Genomic DNA, 20,996 nt, shown 5'->3' with positions numbered 1-20,996 from the left:
CGCGCTCACGCGTCGAGCGCGACCTTCACCCCGGCCGCCTGTTCGGTGTTGCGGCGCGTCTTCGCCCAGCCGTTGCGGCCGCGGACCAAGCGGAACAGCGCGCGCCACGACGTCACGTAGAACGTGTAGATGTAGGCCGCGTAAGCGAAACCGAGACCGATCCCGCGCAGCACGTTGCGGCTGCGCAAGCACTTCAGCTGGTAGATCGGGCCCCACACCAGGAACGGCAGCAGCCCGAACGAGCCGTAGATGGCGAAGAGGATCCACGCGCCGCCGGTGAACCACGTCCACATCTGCGCCGGGTCGCCCGCGGTGCTCGTCACCAGCAGGATGAACGGGATCGGGTACAGCAGCGAGCCGAGCAGCTGCAGCCACGGCTGGGCGAGGTAGTACATCATCTCCGCCGCCCCGAGCGTGCTGACGTGCGGCGAATCCCAGATCCGGCGCAGGTACCGGGCGCACTGCATGGTGCCCTGCCCCCACCTGGTGCGCTGCACGAGGAAGCGCCGCAGGCTGTACAGACCCTCTTGCGCCACATGGGAATCCGGCGTGAACCCGGTGCGCCAGCCGGCCGTGAGCAGGTGGACGCCGAGTTCGAAGTCCTCCAGCAGCGAGCCGCGCCACGGCTGTTCGTCGGCGCCCGCGATGGAGTCCAGCGCGGTGAGCCGGGTGAACTGGCCGTTGCCGCCCATGGAGATCGTGCCGGTGAAGCCGCGGGAGGTCTGGATCGCCGCGATCGCCGTCCGGAACTCGAGGTCCTGCAGCTGCGCGAGCTTGAGGCCGAACCAGCGCCCGACCGGGTTCCGCGACGGCGGCGGCGTTCCGACGTTGCTCATCCAGACGTCCAGCTGGACCGCACCGATCCCCTCGTCGCCGAAGAGGTGGTCGGCCGCGCAGACCTCGAGGCAGTTCGGCGCCGGGCGGCCGTCGGCGTCGACGACCACCACGACGACGTCGTCGCGCGAGGCGTCCGGGCCCATCCAGTCGTTCAGCGCCCGGTAGGCCGCGTTGAGGGCGTCCCCCTTGCCGGTCCGCGCCTCGGGCCGCGTGCGCGGCACCAGGTGCAGGTACGGGTCGTAGCCGCCGTGGCGGCGCCACAGCATCCGGACGACGCGGGCGGTGCGGTCCTCCGAGTCGTCGTCGACGACCCAGACGTGCGCCTTGCGGAACGTCGTGCGCAGGTAGCGGATCGTCTCGCGGATCACCGTCTGCTCGTCGCGGCACGGGACGAAGAAGTGCCACGTGTAGTCGGCCGGGTCGCCGACCGGCGCGGGCTTGCGCCGCAGGTACGGCACCACGATGACGACGACGTACACCAGGAACGCCACGCTCATCGTGAGCGCGAACGCCTGCGTGATCGCCAGCAGGACCTTGACGCTCATGCCTTCTTCTTCCGCGTGGCCAGCCAGACGAACAGGACCAGCGAGACGGCACCGCCGAACACGCTGACCATCGAGCCGAGCAGCGTGTGACCCCAGTAGTAGCCGTCGTCGGTGCCGAACCCGTGCACGAGCCCGACGATCGTGAGAATGCGCAGCTGGTTCACCAGCACGACGACGACCGTGGAAATACCGAGCGAAAAGAAGAGCCGCTTCGCATTCGCGGGCCGGAAGTACAGCATGATCATCGTCACAACGAGCAACGGAAGCAAAAGGAACGCCGAAGAACATTCCGGTGTCATTCTCAACCCGAACGGAGTAGTGCTCGTCAACCCAAAGTAAACAGACTCCCGATCGGGTGCTACATAAACACCCGATGTAGTGATCACCTCGAGGATCGCACCGGCGAGCCGCACTTCCAGTTCGCGGTAGAACCGCTCGGCCAGCACCACCACGGCACCCGCGGCCGCCAGCGCGCTCAGCGCGATGACCAGCGGGAACCGTGCCATACCTGCGTTCGGAGCGCTCGCTACGGCCACGACGGTCCTCTCGGTGTCGGTTGTCGGATCAAGCTGCGGACCCCGGGCGAGCGTAAAACACCACCGGCCCTCACTTCCACTCGGAGGTGTGGTTTAGCGGCCCATTCGGCAGCTCCACCCGCAAACTTGCTAGGCCATCCGAGTGATGCGGAAACGACCTGCGGAAACTCCGCCACGTTGTACCCGATCCGGTGATTCGGGAAATATCGTGTGCCATTCGGGCCGCTCTTCGCGATAGTCGATTCGCGTGCCGACTCGAAGCAAGCCGGTTTATCCGCGCCGACGTCACGCACCCCCGATTAACTCCAGCGAATTCGGAGGAAAGTTTGATGAAGAGCTCCCTCGTGCGCCGTGGCGGCCTGCTCGCCGCGGTCGTGGCGAGCGTCGTGCTCGCCGGCGCGACCCCCGCGTCGGCCGCTCCCGGTGACGGGTCGGCCTACGGCGTGAACGTCGACGTGACGCTGCTCGGGCAGCCGGCGGTGAAGGCCGGCCCGCTCGCGGCCGCGAACACCGCGGGCCCGACGACCAACAGCTTGGCCTCGGCGAACCTGACCGGGATCCTGACCACCGGTGTGATCAACACCGAGGCCAAGCGCGACGACAACTCCGGCGCGGTGACGGCCAAGGCCAGCACCGCCGACGTCGGGCTGCCGCTGCTCAAGGCCCTCGGCAACAACGTCGGTGCCAAGGCCGTCGAGGCGGTCTGCACGGCGACCCAGGCGGGCGTCACGGGCAGCACCACGCTTGTCGGCGCGAACCTCGGCAGCGCGGGCGCGGTCGACGCGACCCCGGCGCCGAACACCCAGGTCAAGGTCGCGATCGCCGGGATCAACATCGCGACGGTCATCCTCAACGAGCAGATCAAGAACAAGGACGGCAGCCTCACGGTCAACGCCATCCACGTGAAGCTGCTCGGCGGTGTGGTCGGCGCGCTCGGCTCGGGTGACGTGATCGTGTCGTCGGCGACCTGCGGCCCGGCCGCGCCGCCGATGCCGCTCGCGTCCGGCGCCGGGCTGTGGATCGGCCTCGGCCTGCTCGGCGCGGTCGCGGTGCCCGTGGGCACGCGCATCTTCCGCCGCCGTTCCGCACAGGCCTGAGCGGAGGCCCGGATGTACAAGATGCCGGGCGCGGGTGTCGGAGTCGCCGGTGGCGGGGTGGGCACCCTCGCCGCCACCGGCGCCGACATCGGGTGGTGGCTGGCCGTCGGCGTGCTCCTGGTCCTGCTCGGGACCGTGGCGCTGATCGCGGTCCACCGCCGCAACCGCCGCCTCTCCCAGGCGCGGGATTGAGGAACGGGCCGTCGGCGTGTGCCCCTCGCACGCCGGCGGCCCGCGGTGGAAATTTTCGTGGAGACTGGACTATGTGGAGAAGGGGTACCGCCGGGTGGACGTGATGGTGCTGGCCGGGACGCGGCCGGAAGCGCTGAAGCTCGCGCCGCTGGCACTGGCGCTGGACGCGCACCCGGCGTTGCGGCCGGTCCTGGTGCACAGCGGCCAGCACCCGGACATGGTCGAGCAGGCGCTCGAACCGTTCGGGCTGACCGCCGACGTGTGGCTGGACGTGCCGCCGCGGGTCACCGGCGGGCAGGCGGAACTCGTGGCCGGTCTGCTCCCCGCGCTCGACGACCTGCTGCGCCGGCACCCGCCGGCCGCGCTGGTCGTCCAGGGCGACACCACGACGACGCTCGCGGGCGCGCTGGCCGCGTTCTGGCTGGGTATCCCGGTGGTGCACCTGGAAGCCGGGCTGCGCACACACGACCTCGCGGCGCCGTTCCCCGAGGAGGGCGCGCGCCAGATGGTGTCGCGGCTCGCGGCGCTGCACCTGGCCCCGACCCTCGGCGCGGCGGCCGAGCTGCGCGCGGAAGGCGTTGCGCGGCAACGCATCGCGGTCACGGGCAACACGGTCGTCGACGCCGTGCTGGAGATCGCGGCCCGCGACCTGCCGGCCCGCGACACGGCGCTGGCGTTGCTGGAGATGGAGATCGCCGAGGCCGGCGAGCGGCTGGTGCTCGTCACTTCGCACCGCCGCGAGTCCTGGGGCGAGCCGCTTGAGCGGACGCTGGCCGCGGTGCAGCTGATCGTCGCCGAGCACCCGGACGTGCAGGTGCTGTTCCCGGCGCACCCGAACCCGCAGGTCCGCGCCCAGGTCGAGGCGGCGCTGGCCGGCCTGCCGCGCGTGACGGTCACCGACCCGCTGGAGTACCCGGACCTGGTCCGCGCCCTGCGGGCCGCGTCGCTGGTGCTAACGGACTCGGGCGGCATCCAGGAGGAAGCGCCGACGTTCGGCACCCCGGTGCTGGTGCTGCGCGACGTGACCGAGCGCGTCGAGGTCGTGGAGGCGGGGTGCGCGTGGCTGGTCGGCACGGACACCGAGCGCATCGCCGACACGGCGGCCCGCCTGCTGAGCGGCGAGCTGCGGCCGGCGCAGGTCGGAAACCCCTACGGCGAAGGCAATGCGGCCACCCTGGCGGTGGCGGCGATCGAGGAACTGCTCGGCGTCGCCGCGACGACCCGCAACGAGGTCGCGGCTACGTAGGCCCAGACCCGTAGTGAGTGTTCGGGGCGGTTCCAACCGCCCCGAACACTCACGAGAGCGAGACCACGTTCACGGGCAACGCCGGGTTCGCGCTGAAGTCCAGCTTCGCCGTCGGGCGCTTCGCCGCCACCACGTGCGCGCCCAAAGCCGCGATCATCGCGCCGTTGTCCGTGCACAGGCGGGGGCGCGGAACGCGCAGCTCGATGCCCGCCGCCGCGCAGCGTTCCGCCGCCAGCGCCGACAGCCGCGAGTTCGCCGCCACGCCGCCGGAGATCACGATGGTGCCGATCCCCTGCTCCTTCGCGGCGCGGATCGCCTTCATCGTCAGCACGTCCGCGACGGCCTCCTGGAACGACGCCGCGACGTCGTCCACCGGGATCTCCTCGCCGCGCCGGGCGGCGCCTTCGACCCAGCGCGCGACCGCGGTCTTCAAGCCGGAGAAGGAAAAGTCGTTCTTCGCGTCGCGCGGGCCGGTCATGCCGCGCGGGAACGCGATCGCCGCCGGGTCGCCGTTCTTCGCCGCCTTGTCGATCGGCGGGCCGCCCGGGTAGGGCAGGCCGAGCACCCGCGCGACCTTGTCGTACGCCTCGCCCGCCGCGTCGTCCACAGTGGACCCCAGCTCGGTGATCTCCGACGCGATGTCGTCGACGCGCAGCAGCTGCGTGTGCCCGCCGGACACCAGCAGCGCCAGGCACGGCGTGGGCAGCGGCCCGTGCTGCAGCGTGTCCACCGCGATGTGCCCGGCCAGGTGGTTGACGCCGTAGAGCGGCACGTCCAGCGCCGTCGCGTACGCCTTGGCCGCCGAGACGCCGACGAGCAGCGCGCCCGCCAGGCCCGGCCCGGCCGTCACCGCGATGGCGTCCACATCGGACAGTGCCAGCCCGGCTTTCTCGAAGGCGCGCGTGGTCGTCGGGACCATCGCTTCCAGGTGCGCCCGGCTGGCGACCTCGGGCACCACGCCGCCGAAGCGCGCGTGCTGCTCGACGCTGGACGCCACCTCGTCGGCGAGCAGCTCGACCGTGCCGTCGTCGTGCAGGCGGACCAGGCCGACGCCGGTCTCGTCGCACGAGCTCTCGATGCCCATGATGATGCGTGACATCAGCCCGCCACCCCGTCTCGCGTCCGCGCGGGGCGGACCATCGTGTACGCGTCGGCGCCGGAAGGCTGGTAGTAGCGCTTCCGGATGCCGAGCCGTTCGAAACCGTGGCTCTCGTACAGGCCGAGTGCCGTCGTGTTGTCCGTGCGGACCTCGAGGAAGACCGGCGCTTCGTACTCGTCGGCGCGGTCCAGCAGCGCCCGCAGCAGCGCCTTGCCGATCCCCTTGCCCTGGTACTCCGGGGCGACGCCGATGGTGTGCACGGTCGCCTCGTACTCGCCGCGGCGGCGCCCGACGACGGCGAGCCCGGCGTACCCGAGCAGCTCGTCGCCCTCGTCCGGGCGGGCGGCCAGGTAGAAGTGCCCGATGTCCAGCTCGGAGTGGAACGCGCGGGAGTTCCACGGGTCGTCGCCGGGGAAGAGGATCTGCTCGATCTCGACGCACCGGGCGATGTCCCGGCGGCGCAGCGGCTCGAGTCTCACCTCGCGGTCACCCGTTTCGGCGCGGCGGGCTCGGCGGCGTCGGGACGGCGCAGGTACAGCGGCGTCAGCGGCGCGGGCTCTGCCTTCGCCAGCAACGCGCTCTTGGCGGCCTTGACCAGCCCGGCGGGTGACGGGAAGCGCGGCTCGATCGGCTGGACGCCGAGCGCCTCCGCGTACAGCACGGCGCCGTCCCCGGCCGCGGCCTCGACGCCGGTCGCCAGGTCGGCGGGGCGCTGGACGTGCGGGCCGTCGGTGCGGTTGCCGTCGCTGTCGTAAGCGGCCCAGTACACCTCGCGGCGGCGCGCGTCGGTGCAGACCAGGAAGGCCCCGGCCGAGACGACGTCGGCGGCCAGCGCGTCGAGGCTGCAGACCGGGTACACGGGGAGGCCGAGGGCGTGCCCGAGCGCGGCGGCGGTCGCCATCCCGGCGCGCAGGCCGGTGAACGGACCGGGGCCGACCCCGGCGACGATCGCGTCGAGGTCCTTGAGCGCGACCCCCGCGGCTTCGGCGGCGGCCAGCGCGTGCGGGGTGATCAGCTCGCCGTGGGCGCGCGGGTCGACCGTGACGCGCTCGCCGCGCGTCTCGACCCCGTCGCCGTCCACCTCGACGACGCCCGCGGTGACCGCCGGGGTCGAGGTATCGATCGCCAGTACCAACACGGTGTCCCAGCCTACGACCAGCGTCTTCGAGAGGTCGCTGCAGGGGACTGATCCGCACGGTACTGTGCCGTTTGTTACCGATCCGACCGCAGCCACGGCGGAACGGGCACCTCCCGCCGACCGGTTGCGAAACGTTCCGCCTGCTTCCGGTCGAACCGGTAACGTGCGGATGGAGTCCGACTCTGGGAGGTCCCCGCGGTGCCCGCCCCGTTGTTCCCCACCCTTGCCGACGGTTCCGCCGAAGAGGCCCTGCGCTTCGGCGACCACGTCCTCTCCTACGCCGACCTCGCCGCCGTGGCCGGGGGGCTCGCCGCCGAGCTGCCTCGCGGCCGCGTGGCCGTCTGGGCGACCCCGACCGTGCACACGAGCGTCGCGGTCGTCGCCGCGCTGCTCGCCGGGGTGCCGGCCGTGCCGCTCAACCCGAAGATCGGCGAGCGCGAGCTCGCGCACATCCTGACCGACAGCGAGCCGCAGCTGGTGCTGGCCGAGCCCGGCGCCGAACTGCCCGCGGCCCTGGCCGGGCTGCCGCGGCGGGACATCCCGCTGACCGGCGGGAAAGCGCTCGACGCGGCGGAGCCGGACCCGGAGACGCCCGCGCTGATCGTCTACACGTCGGGGACCACCGGCCCGCCCAAGGGCGTCGTCCTCCCCCGCCGCGCGATCGCGAGCACGCTCGACGCCCTCGAAGACGCCTGGGGCTGGACGGCCGGTGACGTCCTCGTGCACGGGCTCCCGCTGTTCCACGTGCACGGCCTGATCCTCGGCATCCTCGGCCCGCTGCGCCGCGGCGGTTCGGTGCGCCACCTCGGCCGGTTCTCGACCGAGGGCGTCGCGCGCGAACTGGCGAACGGCGCGACCATGCTGTTCGGCGTCCCGACGATGTACCACCGGATCGCCGGCGAAGTGGGCACGGACACCGCGCTCGCGGACGCCCTGCGCGGCGCGCGGCTGCTCGTCTCCGGGTCCGCGGCGCTGCCGGTGCACGACCACCAGCGGATCACCGCGGCGACCGGCCAGCAGGTCGTCGAGCGCTACGGGATGACCGAAACCCTGATGAACACGAGCGTCCGCGCCGACGGCGAGCGCAAGCCCGGCACGGTCGGCGTCCCGCTCGGCGGCGTCGAACTGCGGCTGGTCGGCGAGGCCGGCGAGGTGGTCGACGACCTCGAGACCGTCGGCGAGATCCAGGTCCGCGGCCCGAACCTGTTCACCGAGTACCTCAACCGCCCGGACGCGACCGCGGCGGCGTTCGACGGCGGCTGGTTCCGCACCGGCGACGTGGCGACGCGCGACGCCGACGGCTACGTCAAGATCGTCGGGCGCAAGGCGACCGACCTGATCAAGAGCGGCGGCTACAAGATCGGCGCGGGCGAGATCGAAAACGCGCTGCTCGAACACCCCGGCGTCGCCGAAGCCGCCGTCACCGGCGAGCCGGACGACGACCTCGGCGAGCGGATCGTCGCGTGGATCGTGCCTTCCGGTGAGCCGCCGACGGCCGGGGAACTGGCCGACCACGTCGCGAAGCTGCTCGCGCCGCACAAGCGCCCGCGGGTCGTCCGCTATCTGGAAGCGTTGCCGCGCAACGACATGGGCAAGGTCATGAAGCGGGCGCTCGGTGTCTAGGCTGCCGGCGCGCGAAGTCGTCGGCACGATCGCGAACGACTTCACGGAGTTCCCCACGCCGCTGCGCGACGAGCCGGCCGACGGGCCGATCGGCTGGCCGGGTTACCGCACCGCCCGTGCCGCGGCGGAAGAACGCACCGGCGAGAAGGAGTCGGTCGTCTGCGGGACGGCGAAGATCGGCGACGTCGAGGCGGTGCTGATCGCCTTCGAGTTCGGCTTCCTGGGCGGCTCGCTCGGGCAGCGCACCGGCGACCGGATCGAGGCGGCGTTCGCGCACGCCCGCGACGCGCGGCTGCCGGTGGTCTCGCTGGTCGCGACCGGCGGCAGCCGCATGCAGCAGGGCATGCGCGCGCTGATGCAGCTCCAGCGCGTGGCGCGGGCGGCGGCGCTCACGCGCGCGGCGGGCATCCCGCAGATCTCGGTGCTGCGCGACCCGACGACCGGCGGCGGCTGGGCGACCCTCGGCGCGGGCGCCGACGTCGTCCTCGCGCTGCCGGAGGCGCAGGTCGGGTTCGCGGGCTCGCGGGTGCGGCCGCCGGAGGCCCCGGAGGCGTACACGGCGGAGGCGAAGTTCGAGTGGGGTCAGGTCGACGCCGTCGTCACGCCGGACGAACTCGGGCCCACGCTGGAACGCTGGCTGCGGCTGCTGACCGCGCGCTCGTCGGCGGCCGCTCCGCCGCCTTCGGCGCTTAGGGCCGCTCCGCTGCCTTCCACGGGCTGGGAGGCGGTCCAGGCGGCGAGGTCGCCTTCGCGTCCCCGGGCCGCCGAGTACCTGGACGCGTACTTCGACTGGCGCGAAGACATCAGCGGCGACCGCGCGGGCGGCGTCGACCCGGGTGTCGCGTGCGGCTTCGGCTGGCGCGACGGCCGGACGATCGCGTACGCGGCGCAGTGCGGCACCCCGACGTCCCCGGCGGGCTTCCGCACGGCTGCGAGGCTGGTGCGGCTGGCGTCCCGGCTGGGCTTCCCGGTGCTCACGCTGGTCGACACCCCGGGCGCGGCCAACGACGCGGCGGCCGAGCGAGCGGGCGCGGGCGCGGCGATCGCGGCGATGTTCGAGGCGGTCGCGACGGCGGCGATCCCGGTGACGACGCTGGTGATCGGCGAAGGCGGCTCGGGCGGGGCGTTGGCGTTCGCGGGCGCGGAGTCGACGTGGGTGACCCCGGACGCGTACTTCTCGGTGACGTCGCCCGAAGCCGCGGCGGCGATCCTGAAGCGGCCGGCTTCGGAGGTGCCGGACATCGCGAACCAGCTGCACCTGCGCCCCCAGGACCTGGTGGACCTGGGGGTGGCCCGGGCGGTGGTCAAGCCGGCCGGCTAAGCCTTCTTCGCCGTCGCCACCCGCTCCAGCCAGGCGACGACGTCGCCCGCCGAGTACACCGGACCGTCGGCGCCGAGCTGCTTGATCCGCTTCTGCGTGGCGAAGCCCGGGGGACCTCCGGTGTAGAACAGGACGGGCCCCCGGTAGTCCGCACCGCCGTGCCGGAAGTGGTCGAGATCGGTGACGCCCGCGTTCTTGTCGGAGCCACGGCCGAGGTCCGTCAGCACCACGTCCGGGGTGAACCGCCGGAACGACGCCAGGGCACCCGCCCGGTCGGTCACCTGCTCCAAGAGCACCCCGTTCACCTGGAGGTGATCGGCCAGCGTGATGTTGTTCGACGGGTGGTCGTCGATCCACAGCACCCGGAGGTTGCGCAACGCGGGCCGGCCGTCGATCCGCGGGGCGCCGAAGTCCCCCTCGTCCGGCGACACCGCCGGTGGCCGGAGCAGGCCCACCGGACGGCTGCGCAGCCGGTGCACCAGGACTCGGCTGTGCTGGGCCATTCCGCGGAGCAGCGCCACGAAATCCCGGTCGGCCGCCAGCACCGGGTAGTCGGCGGGCAGTTCGCTTTCCAGCTCGGCGAGGTCCGGCGTCCGCGGCGGGCGCAACCCCTTCGACTCGAACAGCTTCGCCCAGCGGTCCGCGTCCACCTGGTCACCGTGCTTCACGATCGCGCGCAGTTCCTGGTAGTCCAGGAACTCGCCGATCAGGTGGTCGTTCCCGGGGTGGGCGAGCAGGCTGTGGAAGCCCGGGTAGAAGTGCTGGAGCAGGATCACGTTCACCAGGTGCGCCAGGCCGATCTCGTCCCAGGACGGGTCGAGGTGGTACTCCAGCACGAAGCTGTTGATCACGCGCTTGATCCGCCGGGGGTTGTGCCGCGACCGGCCGATGATCAAACTCTTCGACGATTCGTCGAACAACCCGCTGGTTCCGGAGCGGTGGAGATAGCCGTCGACCAGCTGGATCGCCTGCTCCACCGACGGCGGCGCGATCCGGTAGGTGATCTGGACGATCTTCTCCAGGTATTCGACCGCGGCCGCCGGGTCGTCGAAGCCCGCCGATTTCTGCACGGCCCGCCACAACGCGCTCTGGTCGCAGGCGAGGACGAACACGATGCCGGGCACGTCCAGGTAGAGCTTGATCGCTTCGCACACCTCGACGATGCGCTCGCTGCCGCACCGGTCCAGGTCGTCGACGAACACGACCAGCAGCCGCCGTCGGTCCGGGGTGCCGCTCTTCGCCATCCACGCACCGAACGCGTCCCGCAGGACTCCCTTGATCTGGTTGCGGGCCTGCGCGTCCAGCGACATCCGCTGCCAGATCTCGTCCACGACCCGGCCGAGCCCGAAGAAGCTGGCCAGGACGAGCCCCAGCCCGCGCAGGGCGCCGAGGAGGTGGGCGCGGCGGGACATCGACCGCAGGACGCGGCGGATGATGTTGCGGTCGAAGCGCAGGAGCACCGCTTTGATCAGGCCTTCCAGCGCGCTCGCCGGGCCGGCCGTCCACGCGTTGAACCAGACGGTGGACATCCCGGGCTCGGCGGACAACGTCGCCTCCAGCCGGTGCAGCAGGCTGCTCTTGCCCATGCCCCACGCCGCGTCCACGGCGAGCGTGAACGGCGCGGTGTCCCGCGAGGCGAGGATGAGCGCGCTCAGGTTGTGGGCCACGGACGTGACGTCGAGCAGGTCTTCCTCGGTGCCGTCCCCGACCGGGGCGTCGTTGAGCACGACGAACCGGCGTGCCGGGTTCGGGAGGGCGTTCACCGGACGCCTCAGGCCCGGACCAGCTCCGGGGTGCGATCGGCCCACGAGCCGTGCGGTTCCAGGGTCACCTCGCGGACGTCGTCCTCGCGGCGGTCCAGCCGCACCACCAGGTAGTCGTCCGAAAGCCGCTCCGCCGAACCCTCGCCCCACTCGACCACGATCGCCGAGCGCTCCAGGTCCGTGTCCAGGTCCAGGTCGTCGAGCTGGGAGAGGTCACCGCCCAGCCGGTACGCGTCGACGTGCACCAGTGGCACGCCGGAAGCGCCCGCCGGGTGGACGCGGGCCAGGACGAACGTCGGGGAGCTGACCCGGCCGCCGACGCCGAGGCCGGCCGCGATGCCGCGGGTCAGCGTCGTCTTGCCCGCGCCCAGGGGGCCGGCCAGCAGGACCAGATCGCCCGCGCGCAGTGCTCGGCCGAGCGCGCGCCCGAAGTCCATCGTCTCTTCGGGCGTCGGGAACGCCATCGGGGAGATCACGGTCAACGCTGCCACCACCAGTTTCGCCGGGACGAGTTTTCGCCGTCCACACCGGAACAGCGTTGCAGGAGATCGATCAGGTGGCTGGTCACCAGCTCGGGCTGCTCGAGCTGGACCATGTGGCCGGCGCCGCGGACGCGCACGAGCTCCGCGTCGGGCAGCTCGGCCGCGATCCGCTCGGCGTGCGCGAACGGCGTGAACCGGTCCGAGTCGCCGCCGATGACCAGGACTTCCGCGTGCTTCAGGCCGGCGAGCGCCGCGTAGCGGTTGTGGCTGCCGAGCGTGTCGACGAAGTTGACGAGCCCGCGCACCGGCGTCACTTCGAGCATCTCGAGCATGAAGTCGACGAGCCTCGGTGCGACGTCCCGGCTGCCGAACGCCAGCCGTCGCACGGCTTGGCGCGTCAGCTGACCGCCGGCCGCGCGGACGAACTCCACCAGCCCCGGCTGCCAGCCGGCCAGACCGCCGGCGGCGCGCGTCAGCGGGTTGTACTTCGAGAGCAGCGAACGCGGCAACCCGCGGGCGCCCACTTCGCCCGCCGCGGTCGCGATGAAGGCGACGCCTTCGACGCGTTCTTCGAACAGCGAAGGGAACTCGGCGGCCAGCTCCATGATCACCATGCCGCCCATCGAGTGCCCCATCAGCACGATGGGCCCGTCCGGGACCACCGACCGCAGCACGACGTCGAGGTCGCGCGCCAGCTGCTCGATCGTCGAGTTCTCCGCCGAAGCCGCGCCGGACAGGCCGTGGCCGCGGTGGTCGTAGTACACCTGACGCACGCGCGGCAGCCTCAGGGAAGCCAGGTCACGGCGCTGGAAGTGCCAGCAGCGCTTCGAAAGCGCGAAGCCGTGCACCCCCACGACGGTCAGTTCGGGCTTCCCGCCGTCCCCCGGGTCGATCTCCTCGACCGAAAGCGGCGTGCCGTCGTCGGCCGCGACCGTGGACGCACGGTCGGGCTTCAGCTCCCCCAGCGGCTCGTCCACGTACGGATCCTCACTGTGCCGCCGCTGCTGCGCGGCGACGGCGATAGCGGCGGCGGCGGTCCCCGTGGCCACGGCCCCGACCCCGCCGGCGATGGCCAGCAGTCGACGTGAAGGTGTCACGAGCGCTCTCCCAGATACCTGCGCCGCACCCGCGGGCGGTACATCGAGGTGACGATCTCGTAGTCGATGGTGCCCAGCTTGTCGGCCCACTCCCGGGCCGTCGGCTCGCCGTTCCCACCGGCGCCGAACAGGACGACCTCATCGCCGACGGACGGCTCGAAGTCACCGCAGTCGACGACGAGCTGGTCCATGCAGACCCGCCCGGCCACCGGCCGCCGCCGCCCGCCGAGCCACACGTCCATCCGGCCCGACAGCGACCGCGGGACGCCGTCGGCGTACCCGGCCGGGACCAGGGCGAGGTTCGTGTCGCGCAGAGTGGTCCAGGTGTGCCCGTAGGACACCGATTCGCCGGCTTCGACGCGCTTGACCAGCGCGACCGCGGACCGGAACGTCATGGCCGGGCGCAGGTCTTCGGCCTGCGGCACCGGGTTGAGCCCGTACATCGCGATGCCGGGGCGGACGACGTCGAAGTGCAGGTCCGGCCGGGTGAGCAGGGCCGCGGAGTTCGCCAGGTGCCGCTTCGGGTCGAGCCCGGCGGCGCGGGCGGCGTCGTAGGCCTCTTCGAACCGCTTGGCCTGCATGTCGATCGAGGGGTGCTCGGGCTCGTCCGCGCAGGCGAGGTGGGACCAGATCGCGACGACGTCCACGCGGGGTTCGGCGGCCGCGGCGGCGACCAGCTCGGCCCACGCGGCGGGCGGGCAGCCGTTGCGCGAAAGCCCGGTGTCGATCTTGAGGTGCACGCGAGCCGGAGTACCCGGTTTCGCCGCGGCCGCGATGCGGCGTAGCTCACCCAGTGAGCTGGCGGCCAGGTCTACGTCCGCCTCGATGCCCGCCGCGAAGTCGACGTCCGGAGTGTCCAGCCAGCTGAACAGCCGGGTGGTGATCCCGGCCTCGCGCAGGGCAAGGGCTTCGCCAAGGGAGCAGGTGCCGAGCCAGCCCGCGCCGGCCTCGACCGCGGCGCGCGCCACCGGCAGCGCGCCGTGGCCGTAGGCGTCGGCCTTCACCACGGCCATCACCTCGGCGCCGGGCGCGCGGGCGCCCAGCAGGGTGAGGTTGTGGCGGATCGCGTCGAGGTCGATGTCGACCTGGGCGCGAGGGAAACTGGAGGACATAACGCCTCCAGTTTCCCATGACCCGAGGTCAGGGCAGGCGCGCCCCGGACGTGGCGGAGAACACGTGCAGCTCGTTCGGGCGGATCCGCAGGTGGAGGGTGTCCCCCATGGCCGGCGGCGTGCGCGGGTCGACCCGGACGACGACGTTGGGCCGGGTGTCGTCGGCGTCGGTCTGGGCGAGCTTGCCGTAGACGAAGGCGTCCGAGCCGAGCTCCTCGACCAGGTCCACCTTGATCGGCAGGGCGCCGTCCTCGTTCGTCACGACCTCGAGGGCCTCGGGCCGGAAGCCCAGGGTCACGGTGTCGCCGTCGGCCGCGGCGATGGTCTCGCGGGTCAGCGGCACGCGCGCGCCACCGACCTCGGCGCCGTCGGCCGTGAGCTTCGCGGTGGCGAGGTTCATCGCCGGCGAGCCGATGAACCCGGCGACGAAAGCGTTCGCGGGCCGGTCGTACAGCGCGCGCGGGGTGTCGCACTGCTGCAGCAAGCCGTCCGAGAGCACCGCGACGCGGTCACCCATCGTCATGGCCTCGACCTGGTCGTGCGTGACGTACACGGTGGTGACACCGAGGCGGCGCTGCAGCGCGGCGATCTGCGTGCGCGTCGAGACACGCAGCTTCGCGTCGAGGTTCGACAGCGGCTCGTCCATCAGGAAGACCTGCGGCTCGCGGACGATCGCGCGGCCCATCGCGACGCGCTGGCGCTGACCACCGGAGAGCGCCTTCGGCTTGCGGTCGAGGTAGTCCACGATGTCCAGCAGCTTCGCGGCCTCGAGGACCTTCTGCTTGATCTCGGACGCGGGCCGCCCGGCGATCTTCAGCGCGAAGCCCATGTTCTGCGCGACCGTCATGTGCGGGTACAGCGCGTAGTTCTGGAACACCATCGCGATGTCGCGCGAGCGCGGCGGCAGCTGGGTGACGTCGCGGTCGCCGATCCAGACGGCGCCGTCGTCGATGTCCTCGAGGCCGGCGAGCATGCGCAGGCTGGTCGACTTGCCGCAGCCGGACGGGCCGACCAGCACCAGGAACTCGCCGTCGGCGATCTCCAGGTCCAGCGCGTCGACCGCGGGGCGCTCCGAACCGGCGTAGCGCCGGGTCGCCTTGTCGTAGGTGATGGAAGCCATCGGTCAGTCCTCTCCGAGATTCCGCCGGACCCCGTGCGCCGCTTCGCGGGCTTCGAGGTGGCGCTGCTGGATCCGGTGGCCCGCGGCGCGCTGCGCCTCGGTCGGCTCGTCCAGCTCGAGCCGGAGCTTCTGGTTCTTCTGCCAGGACGGCGGTTCCGCACTGGCGGTCAGTGCCCACGCCGCCTGCCGCGCCGCGCCGATGGCGACGTACTCGGCGACTTCGGGCAGCTGCACGGGGACGCCGAACACGAGCGGCGCGACCGCGCGGACGGCGGCCGACTGCGCGCCCCCGCCGATCAGCAGCACGCGGCGGACGTCGAGACCGTGCGCGCGCACCGCGTCGAGACCGGCGGCGAGGCCGCAGAGCATGCCTTCGACGGCGCTGCGCGCGAGGTTCTGCGGGGTCATGTTGGCCCTGGTCAGGCCGGTCAGCGAGCCGGTGGCGTCCGGCAGGTTCGGCGTGCGCTCGCCGTCCAGGTAGGGCAGGAACGTGAGGCCCTCGGCGCCGGGCTCGCCGGCCAGCGCGAGCCGGTCGAACTCGCTGAGCGTCGCGCCGAGCATGGACGCCGTCGCGGTCAGCACGCGGGCGGCGTTGAGGGTGCAGGCCAGCGGCAGGAAGCGGCCGGTGGCGTCGGCGAACCCGGCGACTTCGCCGGTGGCGTCGGCCGCGCCGGTCTCGGCGACGCCGAACACGGTGCCGCTGGTGCCCAGCGACACGACGACGTCGCCGGGCCGCAGTTCGAGCCCGAGCGCGGCGGCCATGTTGTCGCCGGTGCCGGCCGAGACGAGCACGCCGTCGGCCGTGTGGCCGGCGGCCTGGGCCGGGCCGAGCACGGCGGGCAGCTCCGGCGTCCGGCCGCCGAAGGCGTGGCTCAGGACGTCGAGGCGGTAGGCGTTGTCGGACGGCGAGAAGTAGCCGGTGCCGGACGCGTCACCGCGGTCGGTGACCGGGTCGCCGCCGGTGAGCTTCCAGGTCAGCCAGTCGTGCGGCAGCAGCACGCGCGCGACCCGGTCGGCCAGCTCGGGCTCGTGGTCGGCCAGCCAGCGCAGCTTCGTCACGGTGAAGCTGGCGACCGGTACCGAGCCGACGGACTTCGCCCAGACCGACGGCCCGCCGAGCTCCTCGATGAGGTCGAGCGCCGACTGCGCGGAACGGGTGTCGTTCCAGAGCAGCGCGGGCCGGACGACCTCGTCGTGCTCGTCGAGGGTGACCATGCCGTGCTGCTGCCCGCCGACGCCGATGGCCTTGACGTCGTCGAGCAGGCCCTTCGTGGCCTCTTGGAAGGCGTCCCACCAGGCGGCGGGGTCGACCTCGGTGCCCTCGGGGTGCGGCGCGCGGCCGGTGCGGACGATCTCACCGGTGCTCGCGTCGCACACGACGACCTTGGTCGACTGGGTGGACGAGTCGATGCCGGCGACCAGTTCAGCTGTCATAGGGCTGCCCCTCTGCGACGTGTTCGACGATCTCGATCGCGGTGCCCGCGTTGAGCGCGGCCTCGATCTCCTCGGTGGGCGTGGCTTCGCCGGTGATCAGCAGGTCGTAGTCGCCGACGTCGCCGTGCGCGTAGGTGGCGGTGCGGCCGAACTTCGAGTGGTCGAGGACGAGGACGTTGTGGTTGGCGACCTTGAGGGCCGCCTTCTTGAGCTCGGCGTAGTCGCGGTCCGGGTGGAAGAGCCGCCCGACGGCGACCGCGGTGACCGAGACGAAGGAGACGTCGGCGCGGATCGAGTCCAGGAGGTTCAGCACCTCGGGACCGGCGCAGGAGTCGTACTCGGGCGAGTACCGGCCGCCCGCCAGCACGACGTCGACCTTCGGGCCGAGCAGCCGGGCGGCGTGCAGCGAGTTCGTGACGACGGTGAGCGCGTCGACCTCGGCCAGCCGCTTGACCAGCGGGAGCAGCGTGGTGGAGTCGTCGACGAAGACGGTCTGGCCGGGGTGGACGTGCTTCGCGGCGGCCTCGCCGAGCGCGTCTTTTTCGTCGTGGTGGAGGGTGTCGCGGAAGCGGGCGGCGGACTCGATGGTGAGCGCCGGGTAGGCCTCCACCTTGCCGCGCAGCTTGCGCAGGAGCCGGCGTTCGGCCAGGTCGTCGAGGTCGCGGTGCATGGTCATCAGGCTGACCTTGAAGCGCGCGGTCAGGTCGTCGATCCGCGCTTCACCCTGCTCGATGACGTGGTCGAGGATCCCCTGCCGCCGCTGCTCCACGGCAGCGTCGGACGGCCGGGTCTTCCGGTCTCCGGGTGCTGTGCCGCCGCTCACACGGCATTCTTACCAGATTTCCCGCCCAGAGTTAACAGAGAACTCGATAACTCTTCCCACGTCCCCTCTGCGCACTTTCACGTGAAAGTGTTCCGGAGTGTGCGCTCCGGATCACTTTCACGTGAAAGTGCGCGCCGTCAGGGGGTGAGGGAGCGGATGGCGCGGATGGCCTCCGGGATCGCGTGGACCAGGCCGGACGCCGAGGTCGGGGCGTTCTGGGCCGCGATCGCGCCCGCCAGCGAATGCACGTGGGCCGCCATCGCCGCCGCCAGCCACGGGTCCAGGCCGGCCGCCAGCAGGGCGCCGACCAGGCCGGACAGGACGTCGCCCGAGCCCGCCGTCGCCAGCCAGGCGCCGTGCGGCTTGTTCACCGCGACCCGGCCGTCCGGGGCCGCCACGACCGTGACGTGGCCCTTCAGCAGCACCACCGCGTCGTACTTCTTCGCCGCTTCGCGCGCCGCTGTCACGCGGTCCGCTCCCGGCTTGCGGCCCATCAGGCGCTCGTACTCGCCCGCGTGCGGGGTCAGCACCAGCGGCGTGTCCGGGTCGCGGGCGTCGAGGACGTCCGGGGACTTCGCGATGATCGTCGTCGCGTCGGCGTCCGCGCAGACCGGGACGCCCTGGCCCAGCACGTGCCGCAGGACGTCGCGGCCGTCCGAGCCGGTGCCGATGCCCGGCCCGACCGCCCACGCCTGGACGCGGCCCGCGTCGGCGACCGTGCCGGTCGCGATGATCTCCGGCCACTGCGACCGGACGACGTCGGCCGCGTGACCGGCGTAGCGCACCAGGCCCGACGTCGCGCGCACCGCCGAGCCCGCCGCCAGCACCGCCGCGCCCGGGTACGTCGCCGAGCCCGCCGCGATGCCGACCACGCCCTGGCTGTACTTGTCGTCGTCCGGTCCGGGCACCGGCCAGGCCGCGGCGACGTCCGCGACGTCGAGCCGCCGGAGGTCGGGGTCGGTCAGCTCGAGGCCGATGTCGACCAGGACGACCTCGCCGCAGTGGGCGGGCGCGAGCGCGTGCACCGGCTTGAGCGCGCCGAAGGTGACCGTGCGGGTCGCCTGCACGGCGGGGCCGTCGACGGCGCCGGTGTCCGGGTCGACGCCGCTGGGCAGGTCGACCGCGACGATCGGGGCTTCGACCAGGTCCACCAGCCGGGCCGCGTCCGGGCGCAGCGAGCCGCTGGCGGAAATCCCGACGATGCCGTCGACCACGACGTCGGCCTTCGCGATCCACTGTGGACCGTCCGCGGCGGGCACCGCGCGGCCACCGGCTCGCTTGAGCGCGCCGAGTCCTTCGGCGTGCGCCTTCTCGGGCTTGAGCAGGATGGCCGTGACGGCGACTCCGCGTCGCCGGAGGAAGGCGCCCGCCCAGAGTGCGTCACCGCCGTTGTCGCCGGAGCCGACCAGGAGCACGGCCCGACGTCCGGAAACCCCGCCGGTGCGGTCTTCGAGCAGGTCGGCGATCTGCACCGCGAGCCCGAACGACGCCCGGCGCATGAGTTCGCCGTCGGGTGTGACGGCGAACGCCCGCCCCTCCGCCTCGCGAATCCGTTCCGTGGTCCAGATTCCCTGCACGGCGAAGGCCTCCCGCTACTCGACAGTCACGGACTTCGCCAGGTTACGCGGCTTGTCGACGTCGTACCCGCGGGCGCGGGCGATCTCCGCGGCCAGCACCTGCAGCGGCACGGTGGACACCAGCGGCTGCAGCAGCGTCGGCACCGCGGGGACCTCGATGAGCTCGTCGGCGAACGGCCGGACGGTCTCGTCGCCCTCTTCGGCGATCACGATCGTGCGGGCGCCGCGGGCCTGGATCTCGCTGATGTTCGAGACCAGCTTCGAGTGCAGCACCGCGCGACCCTTGGGCGAGGGCATCACGACGACGACCGGCAGGCCGTCCTCGATCAGCGCGATCGGGCCGTGCTTGAGCTCGCCGGCCGCGAAGCCCTCGGCGTGCATGTACGCGAGTTCCTTGAGCTTCAGCGCGCCTTCGAGGGCGACCGGGAACCCGACGTGGCGGCCGAGGAAGAGGACGGCCTTCGAGTCCGCGATCCGGCGGCCGAGGTCACGCACCTGGTCCACAGTGGACAGTACCTTCTGGACGGCCGCGGGCATGGCCTCGAGCTCGGCGAACTCGCGCGCGACCTCGTCCGGGTACTTCGTGCCGCGGGCCTGCGCCAGCGCCAGGCCGACCAGGTAGTTGGCCGCGATCTGGGCGAGGAACGCCTTGGTCGACGCGACGCCGATCTCGGGTCCGGCGTGGGTGTAGAGGACGGCGTCGGACTCGCGCGGGATCTGCGCGCCGTTGGTGTTGCAGACGGCGAGGACGCGGGCCTTCTGCTCACGCGCGTGCCGGACGGCTTCGAGCGTGTCCGCCGTCTCGCCGGACTGGGACACGGCGACGACCAGCGTGTCGCGGTCCAGCACCGGGTCGCGGTAGCGGAACTCGGACGCCAGCTCGACCTCGACCGGCAGCCGCGTCCAGTGCTCGATGGCGTACTTCGCGACCAGGCCGGAGTGGTAGGCCGACCCGCAGGCGATGACGAAGACCTTGTCGACGTCGCGGAGGTCCTGGTCGGAGATGCGCTGCTCGTCGAGGATGATGCGGCCGGACTCGAAGTGCCCGCGCAGCGTGTTCGCCAGCGCCTCGGGCTGCTCCTCGATCTCCTTGAGCATGAAGTATTCGTGGCCGCCCTTTTCGGCGGCGGAGAGGTCCCAGTCGACGGTGAACGGCTTGGCCTGGGCGGCGTCGCCGTGGAAGTCCAGGACTTCGTAACCCTCGCGCGTGATGACGACGAGCTGGTCCTGCCCGAGCTCGACGGCCTCGCGGGTGTGCTCGATGAAGGCGGCGACGTCGGAGGCGACGAAGTGCTCCCCGTCCCCGACCCCGACGACCAGCGGCGACGACCGCCGCGCGGCGACGATCGTGTCGGGCTCGTCGGCGTGCGTCACGACCAGGGTGAAGGCACCTTCGAGCCGACGGCAGACAGCGGCGACGCTGGCAGCGAGGTCACCCTTGGTGTCCCCGTCGCTGTACGCGCGGGCGACGAGGTGCGCGGCGGTCTCGCTGTCGGTGTCACTGGCCATCTCGACCCCGTCGGCTTCGAGCTCGGCCCGGAGCGCGGCGAAGTTCTCGATGATGCCGTTGTGCACGATGGCGACGCGCTGCGAGACGTCCCGGTGCGGGTGCGAGTTGCGGTCGATGGGCGCGCCGTGGGTCGCCCAGCGGGTGTGCCCCATGCCGGCGGTCCCGGCGAAGGCGTCCCGCCCGACCTCGTCGAGCCGGGCTTCCAGGTTCGCCAGCCGGCCGGCCTTGCGCTCGACGGTCAGCGCACCGGCCCCGTCGAGGACCGCGACCCCGGCCGAGTCGTACCCGCGGTACTCCATGCGCCGGAGCCCGCCGAGGACGACGTCCAGAGCCGGGCGGTGCCCGACATATCCCACGATTCCACACACGCGCACCAGCCTAACGAGGGATGTTCGCCGGGGTGATGGGGTCCGGAAAGGGTGCTTGACCTGGGAGAACGGGAGG

At 72.3% G+C, this 20,996-nt stretch carries 19 protein-coding genes; 5 read left to right on the top strand and 14 right to left on the bottom strand.

Going from position 1 to position 20,996, the window contains the following annotated elements; all coding sequences use genetic code 11:
• Positions 1 to 5: 5 nt before the first annotated feature.
• Together ACLJQM_RS02870 and xrtP are read right to left on the bottom strand one after the other, a co-directional pair.
• Entirely contained in the window at positions 6 to 1,382 is a 1,377-nt protein-coding gene (locus ACLJQM_RS02870; RefSeq protein ID WP_360768310.1) for a glycosyltransferase family 2 protein, read from the bottom strand.
• Entirely contained in the window at positions 1,379 to 1,918 is a 540-nt protein-coding gene (gene xrtP, locus ACLJQM_RS02865; RefSeq protein ID WP_410630070.1) for an exosortase P, read from the bottom strand. The genes ACLJQM_RS02870 and xrtP overlap by 4 nt, the downstream gene beginning before the upstream one ends.
• Before the next feature lie 329 nt (positions 1,919 to 2,247).
• Here xrtP and ACLJQM_RS02860 point away from each other — a divergent pair, with 329 nt between their 5' ends.
• From ACLJQM_RS02860 to wecB, 3 genes are all read left to right on the top strand, one after another.
• Positions 2,248 to 3,015 (top strand): choice-of-anchor P family protein, encoded by a 768-nt coding sequence (locus ACLJQM_RS02860; protein WP_360768308.1) that lies wholly within the window; start codon positions 2,248 to 2,250, stop codon positions 3,013 to 3,015.
• A gap of 12 nt (positions 3,016 to 3,027) precedes the next feature.
• On the top strand, positions 3,028 to 3,207 hold the full coding sequence (locus ACLJQM_RS02855; RefSeq protein ID WP_247015003.1) for an LPXTG cell wall anchor domain-containing protein: 180 nt from the start codon (positions 3,028 to 3,030) through the stop codon (positions 3,205 to 3,207).
• Between the two features lie 94 nt (positions 3,208 to 3,301).
• Entirely contained in the window at positions 3,302 to 4,453 is a 1,152-nt protein-coding gene (wecB, locus tag ACLJQM_RS02850; RefSeq protein WP_410630280.1) for a non-hydrolyzing UDP-N-acetylglucosamine 2-epimerase, read from the top strand.
• 49 nt (positions 4,454 to 4,502) lie between these two features.
• On the opposite strand, the gene tsaD is transcribed toward wecB, so the two are convergent.
• The 3 genes from tsaD to tsaB are packed head-to-tail and all read right to left on the bottom strand — an operon-like array spanning position 4,503 to position 6,690.
• Positions 4,503 to 5,552, bottom strand: coding sequence for a tRNA (adenosine(37)-N6)-threonylcarbamoyltransferase complex transferase subunit TsaD (gene tsaD / locus ACLJQM_RS02845; RefSeq protein WP_247015004.1), 1,050 nt, complete (start codon positions 5,550 to 5,552; stop codon positions 4,503 to 4,505).
• A complete protein-coding gene (gene rimI / locus ACLJQM_RS02840) occupies positions 5,552 to 6,031 on the bottom strand; it encodes a ribosomal protein S18-alanine N-acetyltransferase (protein ID WP_410630069.1) in 480 nt (159 codons plus the stop codon). The genes tsaD and rimI overlap by 1 nt, the downstream gene beginning before the upstream one ends.
• Entirely contained in the window at positions 6,028 to 6,690 is a 663-nt protein-coding gene (tsaB, locus tag ACLJQM_RS02835; protein WP_410630067.1) for a tRNA (adenosine(37)-N6)-threonylcarbamoyltransferase complex dimerization subunit type 1 TsaB, read from the bottom strand. Before tsaB ends, rimI begins: the two co-directional genes overlap by 4 nt.
• Positions 6,691 to 6,888: 198 nt before the next feature.
• On the opposite strand from tsaB, the gene ACLJQM_RS02830 reads away from it, so the two are divergent.
• Together ACLJQM_RS02830 and ACLJQM_RS02825 are read left to right on the top strand one after the other, a co-directional pair.
• Entirely contained in the window at positions 6,889 to 8,313 is a 1,425-nt protein-coding gene (locus ACLJQM_RS02830; RefSeq protein WP_360768295.1) for an acyl-CoA synthetase, read from the top strand.
• Positions 8,306 to 9,634, top strand: a complete 1,329-nt coding sequence (locus tag ACLJQM_RS02825) for a carboxyl transferase domain-containing protein (protein ID WP_360768294.1) — start codon at positions 8,306 to 8,308, stop codon at positions 9,632 to 9,634. The genes ACLJQM_RS02830 and ACLJQM_RS02825 overlap by 8 nt, the downstream gene beginning before the upstream one ends.
• Here the strand turns inward: ACLJQM_RS02825 and ACLJQM_RS02820 are convergent.
• The 9 genes from ACLJQM_RS02820 to glmS all read right to left on the bottom strand — a co-directional run bounded on the left by ACLJQM_RS02820 (position 9,631) and on the right by glmS (position 20,920).
• Positions 9,631 to 11,397, bottom strand: coding sequence for a P-loop NTPase fold protein (locus ACLJQM_RS02820; RefSeq protein WP_410630063.1), 1,767 nt, complete (start codon positions 11,395 to 11,397; stop codon positions 9,631 to 9,633). The genes ACLJQM_RS02825 and ACLJQM_RS02820 overlap by 4 nt on opposite strands.
• A gap of 8 nt (positions 11,398 to 11,405) precedes the next feature.
• Positions 11,406 to 11,861 (bottom strand): tRNA (adenosine(37)-N6)-threonylcarbamoyltransferase complex ATPase subunit type 1 TsaE, encoded by a 456-nt coding sequence (gene tsaE / locus ACLJQM_RS02815; RefSeq protein ID WP_360768635.1) that lies wholly within the window; start codon positions 11,859 to 11,861, stop codon positions 11,406 to 11,408.
• A gap of 14 nt (positions 11,862 to 11,875) precedes the next feature.
• The gene (locus ACLJQM_RS02810) at positions 11,876 to 12,976 is read right to left on the bottom strand and encodes an alpha/beta fold hydrolase (RefSeq protein WP_410630061.1); all 1,101 of its coding nucleotides are present in this window, start codon (positions 12,974 to 12,976) and stop codon (positions 11,876 to 11,878) included.
• The gene (gene alr / locus ACLJQM_RS02805) at positions 12,973 to 14,088 is read right to left on the bottom strand and encodes an alanine racemase (RefSeq protein WP_410630059.1); all 1,116 of its coding nucleotides are present in this window, start codon (positions 14,086 to 14,088) and stop codon (positions 12,973 to 12,975) included. Before alr ends, ACLJQM_RS02810 begins: the two co-directional genes overlap by 4 nt.
• A 28-nt stretch (positions 14,089 to 14,116) precedes the next feature.
• Positions 14,117 to 15,208: an ABC transporter ATP-binding protein gene (locus ACLJQM_RS02800; RefSeq protein WP_247015018.1), complete on the bottom strand. Its 1,092-nt coding sequence runs from the start codon at positions 15,206 to 15,208 to the stop codon at positions 14,117 to 14,119.
• 3 nt (positions 15,209 to 15,211) lie between these two features.
• Positions 15,212 to 16,642: a xylulokinase gene (xylB, locus tag ACLJQM_RS02795; RefSeq protein ID WP_410630057.1), complete on the bottom strand. Its 1,431-nt coding sequence runs from the start codon at positions 16,640 to 16,642 to the stop codon at positions 15,212 to 15,214.
• A complete protein-coding gene (locus tag ACLJQM_RS02790) occupies positions 16,632 to 17,465 on the bottom strand; it encodes a DeoR/GlpR family DNA-binding transcription regulator (protein ID WP_247015022.1) in 834 nt (277 codons plus the stop codon). Before ACLJQM_RS02790 ends, xylB begins: the two co-directional genes overlap by 11 nt.
• A 137-nt stretch (positions 17,466 to 17,602) precedes the next feature.
• Positions 17,603 to 19,042, bottom strand: a complete 1,440-nt coding sequence (locus ACLJQM_RS02785) for an NAD(P)H-hydrate dehydratase (protein ID WP_410630055.1) — start codon at positions 19,040 to 19,042, stop codon at positions 17,603 to 17,605.
• A gap of 15 nt (positions 19,043 to 19,057) precedes the next feature.
• Entirely contained in the window at positions 19,058 to 20,920 is a 1,863-nt protein-coding gene (gene glmS, locus ACLJQM_RS02780; protein WP_410630053.1) for a glutamine--fructose-6-phosphate transaminase (isomerizing), read from the bottom strand.
• Positions 20,921 to 20,996: the final 76 nt, after the last annotated feature.

Origin of the sequence: Amycolatopsis sp. cmx-4-83, from assembly GCF_046548815.1 — a bacterium.
In the GTDB taxonomy this organism is placed as follows: Bacteria; Actinomycetota; Actinomycetes; order Mycobacteriales; family Pseudonocardiaceae; genus Amycolatopsis; species Amycolatopsis pretoriensis_A.
The sequence above is the reverse complement of the archived record's forward strand: the minus strand, read 5'-3'. Positions and strand labels throughout refer to the sequence as shown.

Coding starts and splice junctions, on each gene's coding strand:
- ACLJQM_RS02855 (WP_247015003.1), top strand. CDS start 3,028: ATGTACAAGATGCCGGGCGCGGGTGTCGGAGTCGCCGGTGGCGGGGTG.
- alr (WP_410630059.1), bottom strand. CDS start 14,088: ATGTCCTCCAGTTTCCCTCGCGCCCAGGTCGACATCGACCTCGACGCG.
- xylB (WP_410630057.1), bottom strand. CDS start 16,642: ATGACAGCTGAACTGGTCGCCGGCATCGACTCGTCCACCCAGTCGACC.
- tsaE (WP_360768635.1), bottom strand. CDS start 11,861: ATGGCGTTCCCGACGCCCGAAGAGACGATGGACTTCGGGCGCGCGCTC.
- tsaD (WP_247015004.1), bottom strand. CDS start 5,552: ATGTCACGCATCATCATGGGCATCGAGAGCTCGTGCGACGAGACCGGC.
- ACLJQM_RS02870 (WP_360768310.1), bottom strand. CDS start 1,382: ATGAGCGTCAAGGTCCTGCTGGCGATCACGCAGGCGTTCGCGCTCACG.
- ACLJQM_RS02800 (WP_247015018.1), bottom strand. CDS start 15,208: ATGGCTTCCATCACCTACGACAAGGCGACCCGGCGCTACGCCGGTTCG.
- ACLJQM_RS02860 (WP_360768308.1), top strand. CDS start 2,248: ATGAAGAGCTCCCTCGTGCGCCGTGGCGGCCTGCTCGCCGCGGTCGTG.